Annotated in this window: 12 protein-coding genes; 4 read left to right on the top strand and 8 right to left on the bottom strand. The window is 71.9% G+C overall.

Translation table 11 applies throughout. The annotated features are described in order from the left end of the window. Positions 1-92 precede the first annotated feature (92 nt). The 3 genes from pfkB to OO68_RS40895 all read right to left on the bottom strand — a co-directional run bounded on the left by pfkB (position 93) and on the right by OO68_RS40895 (position 3,480). Positions 93-1,040 carry a 1-phosphofructokinase gene (gene pfkB, locus OO68_RS40905; protein WP_033314576.1) on the bottom strand — a complete coding sequence of 316 codons (948 nt, stop codon included), beginning with the start codon at positions 1,038-1,040 and terminating at the stop codon, positions 93-95. Next, positions 1,037-1,798: a DeoR/GlpR family DNA-binding transcription regulator gene (locus OO68_RS40900; protein WP_033314575.1), complete on the bottom strand. Its 762-nt coding sequence runs from the start codon at positions 1,796-1,798 to the stop codon at positions 1,037-1,039. The genes pfkB and OO68_RS40900 overlap by 4 nt, the downstream gene beginning before the upstream one ends. Before the next feature lie 173 nt (positions 1,799-1,971). Beyond that, positions 1,972-3,480: an MFS transporter gene (locus tag OO68_RS40895; protein WP_033314574.1), complete on the bottom strand. Its 1,509-nt coding sequence runs from the start codon at positions 3,478-3,480 to the stop codon at positions 1,972-1,974. 62 nt (positions 3,481-3,542) lie between these two features. Here OO68_RS40895 and OO68_RS40890 point away from each other — a divergent pair, with 62 nt between their 5' ends. Continuing rightward, complete coding sequence (locus tag OO68_RS40890) at positions 3,543-4,526, top strand: helix-turn-helix transcriptional regulator (RefSeq protein ID WP_033314573.1); 984 nt, start codon at positions 3,543-3,545, stop codon at positions 4,524-4,526. Positions 4,527-4,588: 62 nt separating this feature from the next. Here the strand turns inward: OO68_RS40890 and OO68_RS40885 are convergent, their stop codons facing one another. Together OO68_RS40885 and OO68_RS40880 are read right to left on the bottom strand one after the other, a co-directional pair. Next, the gene (locus tag OO68_RS40885) at positions 4,589-5,302 is read right to left on the bottom strand and encodes a TetR/AcrR family transcriptional regulator (protein ID WP_078625799.1); all 714 of its coding nucleotides are present in this window, start codon (positions 5,300-5,302) and stop codon (positions 4,589-4,591) included. A 510-nt stretch (positions 5,303-5,812) separates the two neighbouring features. After that, complete coding sequence (locus OO68_RS40880; protein ID WP_033314571.1) at positions 5,813-6,811, bottom strand: sigma-70 family RNA polymerase sigma factor; 999 nt, start codon at positions 6,809-6,811, stop codon at positions 5,813-5,815. Between the two features lie 194 nt (positions 6,812-7,005). On the opposite strand from OO68_RS40880, the gene OO68_RS40875 reads away from it, so the two are divergent. Continuing rightward, the gene (locus OO68_RS40875; protein ID WP_033314570.1) at positions 7,006-7,524 is read left to right on the top strand and encodes a GNAT family N-acetyltransferase; all 519 of its coding nucleotides are present in this window, start codon (positions 7,006-7,008) and stop codon (positions 7,522-7,524) included. Positions 7,525-7,561: 37 nt separating this feature from the next. On the opposite strand, the gene OO68_RS40870 is transcribed toward OO68_RS40875, so the two are convergent. Further along, positions 7,562-8,347 (bottom strand): dioxygenase family protein, encoded by a 786-nt coding sequence (locus OO68_RS40870; protein WP_033314569.1) that lies wholly within the window; start codon positions 8,345-8,347, stop codon positions 7,562-7,564. 89 nt (positions 8,348-8,436) lie between these two features. Here OO68_RS40870 and OO68_RS40865 point away from each other — a divergent pair, with 89 nt between their 5' ends. Then, positions 8,437-8,970, top strand: a complete 534-nt coding sequence (locus tag OO68_RS40865; protein ID WP_033314579.1) for a MarR family winged helix-turn-helix transcriptional regulator — start codon at positions 8,437-8,439, stop codon at positions 8,968-8,970. A gap of 114 nt (positions 8,971-9,084) precedes the next feature. Here OO68_RS40865 and OO68_RS40860 read toward each other — a convergent pair whose 3' ends face one another. Further along, a complete protein-coding gene (locus tag OO68_RS40860; protein WP_033314568.1) occupies positions 9,085-10,626 on the bottom strand; it encodes an MFS transporter in 1,542 nt (513 codons plus the stop codon). Between the two features lie 276 nt (positions 10,627-10,902). After that, a complete protein-coding gene (locus tag OO68_RS40855; protein WP_033314578.1) occupies positions 10,903-11,547 on the bottom strand; it encodes a TetR/AcrR family transcriptional regulator in 645 nt (214 codons plus the stop codon). A 273-nt stretch (positions 11,548-11,820) separates the two neighbouring features. On the opposite strand from OO68_RS40855, the gene OO68_RS40850 reads away from it, so the two are divergent. Continuing rightward, on the top strand, positions 11,821-13,160 hold a 1,340-nt coding region (locus OO68_RS40850), incomplete at its 3' end, for a M6 family metalloprotease domain-containing protein (RefSeq protein ID WP_051815020.1).

Raw genomic sequence — 13,160 nt, 5'->3', positions numbered from 1 at the left:
GCGGTGGGGGGTGCCGGGGGTGGGGACGGGGCCCGCCGGTAACGGGGAGGGGGCCCGCCGCTCGGGCGTCGGTCCGCGCTGCTCGTCGTACGTCATGACACCGGCTCCTTCAGCGCCCGGTCCGCCGGGACCTCGGCCGTGACAATCACCGCCGCCAGGTCCAGGTCGCTCGGTGTCGGCATGACGCTGCCGGGGAGCTGGACGGCCGCCGCGCCGTGGGCGACGGCGGAGGCGAGGGCCTCGGGGCCGTTGCCTCCGGCGATCAGGAAGCCGGCGAGGGAGGAGTCGCCGGCGCCCACGTTGCTGCGGACCGCGGCCACCCGGGCGCTGCCGAACCAGGCGCCCTCGTCGGAGACGAGCAGCTGTCCGTCGGCGCCGAGGCTCGCGAGGACGGCCCGGGCGCCCATCCCGCGCAGTTCCTCGGCGGCCTTGACGGCGTCGCCGACGGTGGCGAGGGGACGGCCGACGGCGCCGGCGAGCTCCTCCGCGTTCGGCTTGACCACGTCCGGCCGCTCGCGCAGGGCGGCGAGCAGCGCGGGCCCGGAGGTGTCCAGGGCGATCCGGGCCCCGGCGGCGTGCGCGCGGGCGACCAGCTCGGCGTACCAGGAGGGGGCGAGGCCGCGGGGCAGGCTGCCGCAGCAGGCGATCCAGGAGGCGTCGCGGGACTGCCGGCGCACGGTCTCCAGGAGCAGTTCCCGCTCGGCGCCGGAGAGTTCGGGGCCGGGCGCGTTGATCTTCGTCAGGACGCCGTCGGACTCGGCGAGGGCGATGTTGGAGCGGGTGGCCCCGGCGACCGGGACGGGCGCGACCTCGATGCCCTGCTGGTCGAGCAGGTCGGCGACGAGGGCGCCGGGGGCGCCGCCCAGGGGCAGGACCGCCACCGTGCGCTGCCCCGCCGCGGCGACGGCGCGCGAGACGTTCACGCCCTTGCCGCCCGGGTCCATCCGCTCGCCGGTGGCGCGGATGACCTCGCCGCGGTCGAGGGACGGCACCTCGTAGGTGCGGTCCAGGGACGGGTTGGGGGTCACGGTGAGGATCATGCGCGCACTACTTCCGTGCCGCCGCGCTCGATCGCGACGGCGTCTTCGGGGCTCAGCCCGCTGTCGGTGATCAGCAGGTCCACATCGCTCAGGTCGCCGAAGCGGGCGAAGTGCTCCTGGCCGTGCTTGGAGGAGTCGGCGAGCAGCACCACCCGGCGGGCGGCGGCCACGGCCGCGCGCTTCACGGCGGCCTCGGCGAGGTCGGGCGTGGTCAGACCGTGCTCGGCGGAGAAGCCGTTGGCCGCCACGAACAGCACGTCGGCGCGGATCTCGCCGTACGCCCTGAGCGCCCAGGCGTCCACGGCGGCGCGGGTGCGGTGCCGTACGCGCCCTCCGACGAGGTGGAGCTGGATGCCGGGGTGGTCGGCGAGGCGGGCCGCGATGGGGAGGCTGTGCGTGACGACGGTGAGGGAGGCCTCCAGCGGGAGGGCGGCGGCCATCCGGGCCACCGTCGTCCCGGCGTCGAGGATGACCGTGCCCTCGACGGGCAGTTCCGCGAGGGCGGCCTTGGCGATGCCGTCCTTCTCGTCGGCGGCGGTCGTCTCGCGCTCGGCGAGGTCCGGCTCGAAGTCGAGGCGCCCGGCCGGGATGGCCCCGCCGTGCACGCGGCGGACCAGTCCGGCGCGGTCGAGGGCCTTCAGGTCCCGGCGGATCGTCTCCGCCGTCACCTGGAACTCCTCGGCCAGCGACACGACATCCACTCGGCCGCCGTCACGGGCGAGCCGGAGGATCTCCTGCTGCCGTTCCGGTGCGTACATGTCCGTTCGCCTCCGCCTCATGCCCGAACGTGTGGTTTCAGCGGGAGGCTACGCCGAGATTTCCGCAAAGTAAACAGGTTCGGACCCAATCGGGCACAGACAGAAATACGGGCGGGCTCGGCACCCGAGGTGCCGAGCCCGATGTGTCCCCAGCCCGCGAGGGCACCGGTCCCCTAGGAGACCAGCGCCGGCTCCTTCTCCCCCGCCGGCACCTGCTCGCCCTCCACGTGCTGCGCCGGCTGCTTCGGCAGCGCGAACATCAGCAGGAAGATGGCGCCCATCACGGCGGCGACCCAGCCGAGCGCGTTCTGGAAGGCGTCCGTGAAGGCCGGACCGATCTGCTCCGGCCGCAGGTGGTCGGAGATCGTGCCGAAGAACACCACCGACACCAGGCCGAGCCCCAGCGCGTTGCCCATCTGCTGCACGGTGTTGATCAGCCCGGACGCCGAACCGGCGTGCTCGCGCGGCACCTCGGAGAGGATCGCGTCGGTCAGCGGCGCGACGATCAGGCCCATGCCCACACCCATCACGACGAGCGGGAGCGCCATCTGCCAGGGAGCTATGTCCAGGCCGTAGTGCCCGGCCTCCCAGATGTAGAGCAGCACCCCGGCGCCCATCACCAGCGCACCCGCCTGGAGCACCTTGCGGCCGAAGCGCGGGACCAGCATCTGCACGGACATCCCGGCGGCCGCCGACACGGCGATCGAGAACGGCACCCCGGTCAGGCCCGCCTTCAGCGGCGTCCAGCCCAGCCCTGCCTGCATGTACAGCGTCCACACCAGGAAGAACACGCCCAGCGCGATCCCGAAGACGGTCTGCACGGCGATCCCGGCGGCGAAGCTCGTGACCTTGAACAGCGACAGCTCGACCAGCGGGGATCCGTCCCGCGCGGCCTTGCGCCTCTCGTACGCCACCAGCGCCGCGAGGACGACGAGCGACCCGGCCATCGAGACGTACCCCCACACCGGCCAGTCCAGCTCGCGGCCGCGGATGAGCGGGTAGAGCAGCATCAGCAGGCCCAGTGTCACCAACGCGACGCCCACCAGGTCCAGCTTGAGGGCCCGCGGCGCCTTGGACTCGCTGATGAAGCGGCTGCCGAGGATCAGGCCGGCGACACCCACCGGCAGGTTGATCAGGAAGATCGACCGCCACTCCCAGCCGAACAGGTTCCACTCGGTCAGCAGCGCGCCCAGCAGCGGACCGGACACGGCCCCGAGTCCGACGACCGCGCCGAACAGCCCGAAGACCTTGCCCCGTTCGTGTGCCGGGAAGGTCGCGTGCACGATCGACAGCACCTGCGGCACCATCAGCGCCGCCATGCCGCCCTGCAGGAACCGCGAGGCGACCAGCATCTCCGGGTTCACCGCGAGACCGCACAGCGCGGAGGCGACCGTGAACCCGCCGATGCCGACGAGGAAGATCCGCTTGCGCCCGTGGATGTCGCCGAGCCGTCCGCCGGTGATCAGGCCCGCGGCGAAGGCGAGGGCGTAACCGGCGGTGATCCACTGGATCTGGCTGAAGGAGGCGCCGGACTCCCGCTGGATCGAGGGGATGGCGATGTTGACGATGGTCACGTCGACGAGGTCCATGAAGGCCGCGGTCATCACGATCGCGAGGGCGAACCAGCGCCGGCGGTCGGTCCCGCCGCCCGCCGTGCCGAGGGTGGTGTCGGTGGAGTTCATGGTTCGAAGTTAGACCCCCATTAGGTCAGATTGTGTCCTAGTGGTGCGGCATCCTCTTCGGTATGACGACGGACACTCCGGCCCGGCTGCTCAACCTCCTCTCCCTCCTCCAGACGCCCCGCGAATGGCCGGGCGGCGAGCTCTCCGAGCGGCTCGGGGTCTCCCGCCGCACGGTCCGGCGGGACATCGACCGGCTGCGCGAGCTGGGCTACCCCGTGCAGGCGACCAAGGGCGCCGACGGCGGCTACCGGCTGGTCGCCGGAAAGGCCATGCCGCCGCTCGTGCTCGACGACGAGGAGGCCGTGGCCATCGCGGTCGGGCTGCGCGCCGGGGCCGGGCACGCGGTGGAGGGCCTCGACGAGGCCTCGGTGCGGGCGCTGGCCAAGCTGGAGCAGGTCCTGCCGGGCCGGCTGCGCCACCGCGTGACCACCCTCCAGGCCGCGACCACCCCGCTGACCAGCGGGGACGGGCCGAGCATCGCGCCCGAGACGCTGACCGTCATGGCCTCGACGGTCGCCGGTCACGAGCGGCTGCGGTTCGCCTACCGGGCCGCCGACGGCACCGAGTCGCGGCGCCTGACGGAGCCGTACCGGCTGGTGTCGACGGGCCGCCGCTGGTACCTCGTGGCGTACGACATCGACCGGGACGACTGGCGCACGTTCCGCGTCGACCGGGTCAGCGAGCCGTTCGCCACGGGCGCCCGGTTCGCACCGCGCGAACTGCCCACGGGGAGCGCGGCCGAGTACCTGCGGCGCTCGATGCAACGGCAGCAGCGGTCCTACGACTTCGAGGTCACGTTCGCCGCACCGGCCGACTTCGTCGCCGCCCGGGTGCCCCACTGGCTGGGCACGCCCGAGCCGTTGGACGACGGCGGCTGCCGGCTGCGGGGGTCCGCCGGGGACGCCGTGGAGTGGGTGGCGTTCCGGCTGGCGATGCTGGAGTGCGACTTCGTGGTGCACGAGCCGACGGAACTCGTGACGGCCGTGAGGGAGTTGGGGGCGCGGTTGAGCAGGGCGGCCGGTGGACGGGACGCGGCCGGGACGTGAACCCTGGCCGCGGCCCCATGGGGGAGTCCGCGGAGCCGACGCAGGCGGACTGAGCCCTCGCGTCACGGCCCCCACGGGAAGTCCCGCAGGGCCGCGAGATTGCGCAGCGCGAGTTCCGCCGGGCCGTCCGGCCCCTCGACGGGCCCGTCCCCCGCGGCCCAGGCCTCCAGCGCGGCACGGACGGCGGAGCTCGCCACGGCGGCGGCGAAGCGCAGCCCGGGGGTGATGCCGGGTGCCTCACCCGGCGCGGCAACGTTGTCGCCGCCCCTGGACACCCCGGTCGCGCCGGACGTCCCGGGTGTGCCTGCACGTGTCACCCGTTCCGCCAACACCTCCCCCAGCAGCCGCTCGGACGCCTGGCACACCTCCGCCCACACCCTGCGCAGGGACGGGGTCGCCTCGGCCAGGCGCAGCAGCGTGCGGACCCACTCCCAGGACGATGCCGAGACGCCGACGCCCGGGGTGAGGGTGTGGCACACCCCTTGCTCCAGGGCCGGCAGGACCCCGGCGTCGGCGGGAGCGGCGCGCACCGCCTCCACCCAGCGCTGGGCGCCGGCCGCGTAGAGCGGGGCGACGGCCTCCTCCTTGGTGGCGCAGTACCGGTAGAAGGTGCGCGGGGCGATACCCGCGGCCTGGGCGATGTCCTCCGCGCGGGTGGCGCGCAGGCCGTGCCGTACGAAGAGGCCGGCCGCCGCCCGGGCGATCTCCATACGTGTTTCGGCCTTCCGCCGCTCGGTCAGCGAGGGCGAAGGCGGGGTCTGGGTGGTGCTGCTCACGCCCGGCAGGCTATGCCCATGTGACACAATCTGCCATCTGGCGGGCCACCCCGTGGTTCAGGTACGGGGTGCCCCGCCCTCCAGCAAAGAAAGCCGGGCCCCGACGTCCGGGGGGAGGGACGCCGAAGCCCGGCTTCGGGGAAAGTCCCGGCGCCGGGGGGAGTGCGACGGGACGTGGCTGTCGGGGGTCGGGGGGTGTGACCCGGGTCCGAACTGGTGGACCCAGAAGTCTTGTTCCCTGAGTCCGCGGATTGAAGCGGCGTTACAACGCCATGTTTGCGCGGTCTTTCGCCACCCGGCGTACGCGGTGCCCCCCCCGGGCGCACACGGTCCGTCACCCACTGGCGGTGGGAACGAGTCGTACGCCCGGACGCTCGCCGTGCTCACCGGTCCGGCGCCGCCCGGCGGAGGCGTGTGGCTCGGCCGGTCTCGCGCCGCCCGGCGAAGGGGAGTTGCTCCGCCGGTCCGGCGCTGCCCGACGGGTGCTGCTCGGCCCCGCGCGGCCGGGGGTCACGCCGCCGCGTCGAACCCGGTGCTGCGGGCCAGCTTCTTCAGCTCCAGCAGCGCGTGCTTCTCGATCTGGCGGATGCGCTCGCGGGTCAGGCCGTGCTCCTTGCCGACCTCGGTCAGGGTGCGCTCCCGGCCGTCCTCGATGCCGTAGCGCATCTTGATGATGGAGGCCGTGCGCTGGTCGAGGCGGCCGATCAGGTCGTCGAGCTCCTCGCTGCGCAGCAGGGTGAGGACCGACTGCTCGGGCGACACCGCGGAGGTGTCCTCCAGGAGGTCGCCGAACTGGGTCTCGCCCTCGTCGTCCACCGACATGTTCAGCGAGACCGGGTCGCGGGCCCAGTCCAGGACGTCGGTGACGCGCTCCGGGTTGGAGCCGAGCTCGGCGGCGATCTCCGCGGGCTCCGGGTCCCGGCCGTGCTCGCGGTTGAACTCGCGCTGCACACGGCGGATCCGGCCCAGCTCCTCCACGAGGTGGACGGGCAGGCGGATCGTACGGGACTGGTCGGCTATCGACCGGGTGATGGCCTGGCGGATCCACCACGTGGCGTACGTGGAGAACTTGAAGCCCTTGCGGTAGTCGAACTTCTCGACCGCGCGCACCAGGCCGGCGTTGCCCTCCTGGATCAGGTCCAGCAGCGGCAGGCCGCTGCGGGGGTAGCGGCGGGCGACCGCGACGACCAGGCGCAGGTTGGAGCGGATGAAGACGTCCTTGGCACGCTCGCTCGCGTCGACCAGGGCCCGCAGCTCCTCGGGCGAGGCCCCGGCCTTGTTCTCCTCCAGGCCGTCGAGGATCTGCTGTGCGAACACACCCGCTTCGATGATCTGTGACAGCTCGACCTCCTTGGCGGCGTCGAGCAGCGGTGTGCGCGCTATCTCGTCGAGGTACATGCCGACCAGGTCGCGGTCGGCGATCTCGCCGCCATGGGCGCGAACACTGCTTGCCGCGTCGGCCGTCTCGCCGGTGGCGGACTGACGACGGGCGACGGCACGGGTTGCCATGCGAGCTCCCTTGCGATGGTGAGGTCAGCGGGTGGTCCTTCGGACGCTGGACTCCGTCTTCCGGGACTCTCCGGACTCTCCTCGGGTGCCCTGCATCCGATGGAAACAACGACTGGAATCAGGACAGAATTCCCAACCCGGCCCCCGATTTTTCTGATCATGCAGTACCCTGTCCGGCCACGCAGGGAGGCGCGATGCTGTCGGAGCGTACAGAGGTGCAGGTCAGGCCGGGAGTCGAGAGCGACCTCGAAGCCCTCACGGACCTCTACAACCACTATGTACGTGAGACGGCGATCACATTCGATACCGCGGTTTTCACTCCGGAGGAGCGCCGCCCTTGGCTGCTCTCCCACCCTGAAGACGGGCCGCACCGCCTGATGGTTGCCACGACGGCGGACCCACAGGAGATTCTGGGCTACTCCACATCAAGCCCTTTCCGAACGAAGCCCGCCTATGCCACCTCCGTGGAGACGACCGTGTACGTCGCTCCGGACGCCGGCCGCCGCGGCATCGGCACGCTCCTCTACACGGCCCTCTTCGAGGCCCTGTCGGGCGAGGACCTGCACCGCGCCTACGCGGGCATCGCGCTGCCGAACGAGGCGTCGGCCCGGCTGCACGAGCGCCTCGGCTTCCGGCACGTCGGCACCTACCGGGAGGTGGGCCGCAAGTTCGGCCGCTACTGGGACGTGGCCTGGTACGAGAAGCCGCTGTAGGAGCGCCCCGCGGGCAGCAGGTCCGCCGAGGCCCGCGTCAGCCGAACTGCACCGACCGTTTCGCCAGCCCCATCCAGAACCCGTCGATCACGGACTTCTGTGCGTCCAGCTCACCCGTCGCGTCGGCCGCGCCCATCGTCACGAAGAGCGGGGCGAAGTGCTCGGTGCGCGGGTGGGCCAGCTGCCCCGCGGGGGACTTGCGGGTGAAGTCGAGCAGGGCGTCCACGTCACGCGCCTCCAGCGCCCGCCGGCCCCAGTCGTCGAACTCCGCCGACCAGGCGGGGATGCCGCCCTGCCGCAGCGCGGCCAGGTTGTGGGTGAAGAAGCCCGAGCCGACGATGAGCACGCCCTCGTCCCGCAGGGGGGCGAGCCTGCGGCCGATCTCCATGAGCCGGACCGGGTCGAGCGTCGGCATGGACACCTGGAGGACCGGGAGGTCGGCGTCCGGGTACATCTCGACCAGCGGGACGTACGCGCCGTGGTCGAGGCCGCGGTCGGGGACGTCCTGGACGGGCATACCGGGGGCGCGCAGCAGCTTGCGTACGGACTCTGCGAGCTCCGGTGCGCCGGGGGCGTCGTACGTCACCCGGTAGTAGTGCTCCGGGAAGCCCCAGAAGTCGTAGACGAGCGGGACCGTCTCGGTGGCGCCGAGGGCGAGCGGGGCCTCCTCCCAGTGAGCGGAGACGATCAGGACGGCCTTGGGGCGCGGCAGTCCGGCGGACCAGGCAGCCAGCTCACCGGGCCAGACCGGGTCGTCCGCCAGGGGCGGGGCGCCGTGACTGAGGTACAGAGCGGGCATGCGCTCCTGGGTGGCGGCGGACATGCTGCGGCTCCTTCCAAAACGTGGTTCCCTACAAAACTGTACGGACCATTTGTTTAAAGTTCAAGGAGGAGCCACGTAAAGTGGAACGCATGAAGGCACCCGCATCCGCACCGACACCGGGCTCCGCCCAGGAGCCCCAGGAACCGCGCTGGCTCACCGACGAGGAGCAGCACGTCTGGCGTTCGTTCATGGAGGGCGTCACCCTCCTCGACGACCATCTCGACCGTCAGCTCCAGCGTGACGCGGGCATGCCGCACGTCTACTACGGCCTTCTGGTCAAGCTGGCCGAGGCGCCGCGGCGGCGGCTGCGGATGACCGAGCTCGCGATGCTGGCCAAGATCACCCGGTCCCGGCTCTCGCACGCCATCGCGCGGCTGGAGAAGAACGGCTGGGTGCGCCGGGAGGACTGCCCCGACGACAAGCGGGGCCAGTTCGCCGTCCTCACGGACGAGGGCTACGACGTGCTGCGGCAGACCGCGCCGGGCCATGTGGAGGCCGTGCGCCAGGCGGTCTTCGACCGGCTCACCCCGCAACAGCAGAAGTCCCTCGGCGAGATCATGCGGATCGTCGCCGAGGGACTTCAGCCGGCCGAAGCGGGTGCGGACCTGCCCTGGCTCCGCTGACGCGGGAGCCCGGCAGGTCCTGGATTCCGCAGGTGCGAGGCGTCCCCTTCCTCGCACCCGCGGATGGCCCGAAGGGTTACTACGGATGACCCGCAGAGGTGCGGTGCGCGGGCGTCAGTGGGCGACGACCGGGATCTGCACCTCGTCCGACGCGTCCTCGCCGGACGACGCCACCGTCGTACCGCCCGGACGGCCGGCGTTGACGAAGGTCAGGGCGATCACGGCGGCCACCACGAGGATGCCGACGGCGAACCAGATGGCGCTGGTGTAGCCCTGCACCATGGCCTCCAGCTGGACCAGCTGCTGCTGGGACCGGCTGGTCGCCCCGGCGATGTGGTCGGCGACGTACGCCGTCGTCGCCGAGGCGGCGATGGTGTTCAGCAGGGCCGTGCCGATCGCGCCGCCCACCTGCTGCGAGGTGTTGACCATCGCGGAGGCGACACCGGAGTCCCGCGGCTCGACGCCCTGGGTGGCCAGCGACATGGCCGGCATGAACGCCGTACCCATGCCGAGACCGAGCAGCAGCATCGCCGGCAGGAGCAGAGCGGCGTACGAGGAGCCGATCTCCAGCTGGGTCAGCAGCAGCATGCCGAGCGCGGCGACCAGGAAGCCGGGGCCCATCAGCAGCCGCGGCGCGACCCGGGTCATCAGGCGGGTGCCGATCTGGGTTGAGCCCGTGATCATGCCCGCGATCATCGGCAGGAACGCGAATCCGGTCTTGACCGGCGAGTAACCCTTCACGATCTGCAAGTAGTAGGTCAGGAAGAGGAACAGGCCGAACATCGCGATGATCGCGAGACCGAGGGAGAGGTAGATCCCGCCGCGGTTGCGCTCGGTGATCACGCGCAGCGGCAGCAGCGGAGCCTTGACCCTGGACTCGACGAGCACGAAGGACGCCAGCAGCACGGCCGACGCGACGAACATGCCGACGGTCACGGAGTCGCTCCAGCCCTCGGACTCGGCACGGGTGAAGCCGTAGACCAGGGCGACCAGGCCGAGGGTGGACAGGATCACGCCGGGGATGTCGAGCGGGGAGCGGTTGCGGCCGCCCTCCGGCTCACGGATGACGAAGTACGCGCCGGCCGCGGCGACGACGGCGAACGGGATGTTCACGAAGAACGTCCAGCGCCAGTCCAGGTACTCGGTGAGGAAGCCGCCCAGGATCAGACCGACGGCACCGCCGCCACCGGCGATCGCGCCGTAGATGCCGAACGCCTTAGCGCGCTCCTTGGCGTCGGTGAACATCACCGCGAGCAGGGAGAGCGCGGCGGGCGCGAGCAGGGCACCGAAGACGCCCTGCAGGGCACGGGCGCCGAACATCATCGCCTCGTTGGTGGCCGCGCCGCCGAGCGCGGAGGCCGCGGCGAAGCCGCCCAGACCGACGACGAAGGCCTTCTTGCGGCCCCACAGGTCGGCTATCCGGCCGCCGAACAGAAGCAGACCGCCGAAGGCGAGCGCGTAGGCCGTGACGACCCACTGCCGGTTGCCGTCGGAAATGCCGAGGTCCTGCTGGGCGGAGGGCAGGGCGATGTTCACGATGGTGGCGTCCAGGACGACCATCAGCTGGGCGAGCGCGATGAAGACGAGCGCTTTCCAGCGGCCGGCGTCCGGTTCTCTGGCCGGTGTGCCGAGAGTCTTCGAGGCTGTTTCAGACATGGGGATACCCACTCCGGGACTTCGTGACGGAAAAGTCGGGACTTAGTGGTGGAAAAGGGTGACTAAAGGTGACGGCTCGCCTGCGGGGACGGCCGTAGGGACTGTCCTCAGCTGTCGTTCAGGGTTCAGACGGGTGGGGCGGCCTGAAACTCATCGGCGAAGCGGTCGGACGGAGCTCATGGAGCTGGACGGTTCGGGGCGGACGGTTCGGTCGAACGGATCGGCCGGACGGTTCGGTCGGATGGTTCGGTCGGATGGATCGGCCGGACGGATCGGTCAGGGCCGGCGCAGGTCCTCCAGGGTCACGGCCGTGCCCGGGAGGGTGGAGCGGGCGGGAGCCCGCAGCCCGTCCAGGAACAGCTGAAGATGGCGGTGGACGAAGCGGTCGGCCCGGAAGCAGTCCGTTCCGGCCGGGGGCCGGCTGAGCTGCGCCACGGCGATCATGACGTCCCCGACGTCCACGTCGGACCGGAGCTGCCCGGCCTCCCTGGCGCGGTCCATGACCTCCGCGATCAGCCGCTCGACCCGTTCGCGCGCGGCCTCCAGGTCCGGGTGGTGCTGGTCGAACGTGCTGGTGACCATCGGGCACAGCGCGCTGATCCGCTCGTCGGCGGCGGCGTGCACGAAGCGCTCCAGCGCCTCGAACGCGTCACCGGTCTCGGCGAGCGCGGCCTCGGCGGCCGCGGCCGTACGGTCCATGACGGAGCAGACGACCTCGCGGACGAGCGCGTCGCGGTCCGGGAAGTTGCGGTACACCGTGGCGTTGCCGACGCCGGCCCGGCGGGCGATCTCGTCGAGCGGCACCTCGGGGCCGTGCTCGACGAACATCTCCCGGGCGGCGGTGACGATCCGCTCCCGGTTGCGCAGGGCGTCGGCGCGGGGCCGGGGCACCTTGCGCGCTTCGGGGGTGGCGGTCTGCACGGTGTACTCCTGGTGAGTGAGGCGATCCGGGGACTGCATCCCCGTTTCAGTCGGACACATGGCTAAACGGGGAGTAGGTCCCCGGTATTTCCCGCTCCCGCAGAAATTGTTTGTGACCTGGCTCACAATGCCCCCTGACCCCTACTGACGGGAAACCCACGATCGGTCTCTCCCAGCGCGCGCCCCCTCACCCCGCGACGCAGGGTGATCGCAAGGGTGCAGCCGGAGACCGGTGGCTGCCGTGGCGCGGGAGGTCCCTTGCAGGTCCCTTGCATGCAGCCGCGGCCACGGCGCCCCCGCCCGGACGGCACGGGGCCGCCCGGCCACCGGATACCCAGGCGCCGGCTGGCCGCCCTGGCGTGCGTGACCGCCCTGACCTTCACGGTCAGCACCTCGGCGGGCACGGGCCGACTCGCCCCGGGCGCCAGTACGGCGGGAGCGGGCCCCATCACCCTGTCCCACACCTCCGCACACGGCCCCTGCATGATCCGCAGCGCCCGCGAGGTCCAGATGTCCGAGGGCATCCCCACCTCCGCCGGCTACACCCGCTCCACCGGCGCCGTCCGCGCTCTCACCCTCATGATCGACTTCTCCGACGCCCCCGGAGAGGGTGACGCCCTGGACCGCTTCCACGAGTTCTTCCCGCAGACCCGCGACTGGTTCCGCACCAGCTCCTACGGCCGCCTCGACTACCGTCCCGAGACCCCGGTCCCGGGGTGGCTGCGGATGCCGAAGTCCTTCCGCGAGTACGGCATAGAGCGCGGGACTCCGTTCGAGCCCGGTTACCGCGGCCTGGTCGAGGACCTGGTGGCCGCGGCCGACCCGAAGGTGGACTTCCGCGCGTACGACCTGCTGAACGTCCTGGTCACCCCGAACGCCGGCCCCTCCGCCCTGGACACGGTCCTGTCCGTCACCTTCGCCGGCAACCCGGAGGCGCCCAGGGCCGACGGCATACCCGTGGCCAACGCCTCCTTCGTCTACTCCCGCCAGGACGACGGCTCCGGCTCCTACGACCGCACCGGCTACCGCGTCCTCCCCCACGAGAACGGCCACGTCTTCGGCCTGCCCGACCTGTACACCGCGGAGGGCGGGGGCGCGGTCGGCCACTGGGACATCATGAGCGAGGACTGGGGGGCCAACAACGACTTCCTCGGCTGGCACAAATGGAAGCTGGGCTGGCTCGACGCCGCCCAGGTCCACTGCGCGGCCTCCCCCGGCACCACGGAGTACACCCTGACGCCCCTGGCCCTCGCCGGCGGCTCCAAGCTGGTCTTCGTCCCCCTGGACGGCAGAACCGGCTACGCCGTCGAACTGCGCACCCGCGCCGGCAACGACGAGGCGGTGTGCCGCCCGGGCGTCCTGATCTACCGGGTCGACGCGGAGGTGGACACGGGCATGGGCCCGGTCAACGTCATCGACTCCCGCCGCGACAGCGGCGGCTGCACGCGCGCGCCGAACGTCCACGCGGAACTGTCGGACGCGCCGTTCACGCCCGGGGAGACGTTCCGCGACGCGAGGAGAGGGATCACCATCGAGGTGACGGGGGTGGGGGCGGGAGCGGCGGGGGCGGCGGGGGTCGGTGTGGAGGAGGGGTATGGGGTGCGGGTGACGAG

The sequence above is a fragment of the Streptomyces iakyrus genome (assembly GCF_000717055.1).
In the GTDB taxonomy this organism is placed as follows: Bacteria; Actinomycetota; Actinomycetes; order Streptomycetales; family Streptomycetaceae; genus Streptomyces; species Streptomyces iakyrus.
Note: the sequence above shows the minus strand (reverse complement) of the source record. Positions and strands in the feature narration are given on the sequence as shown.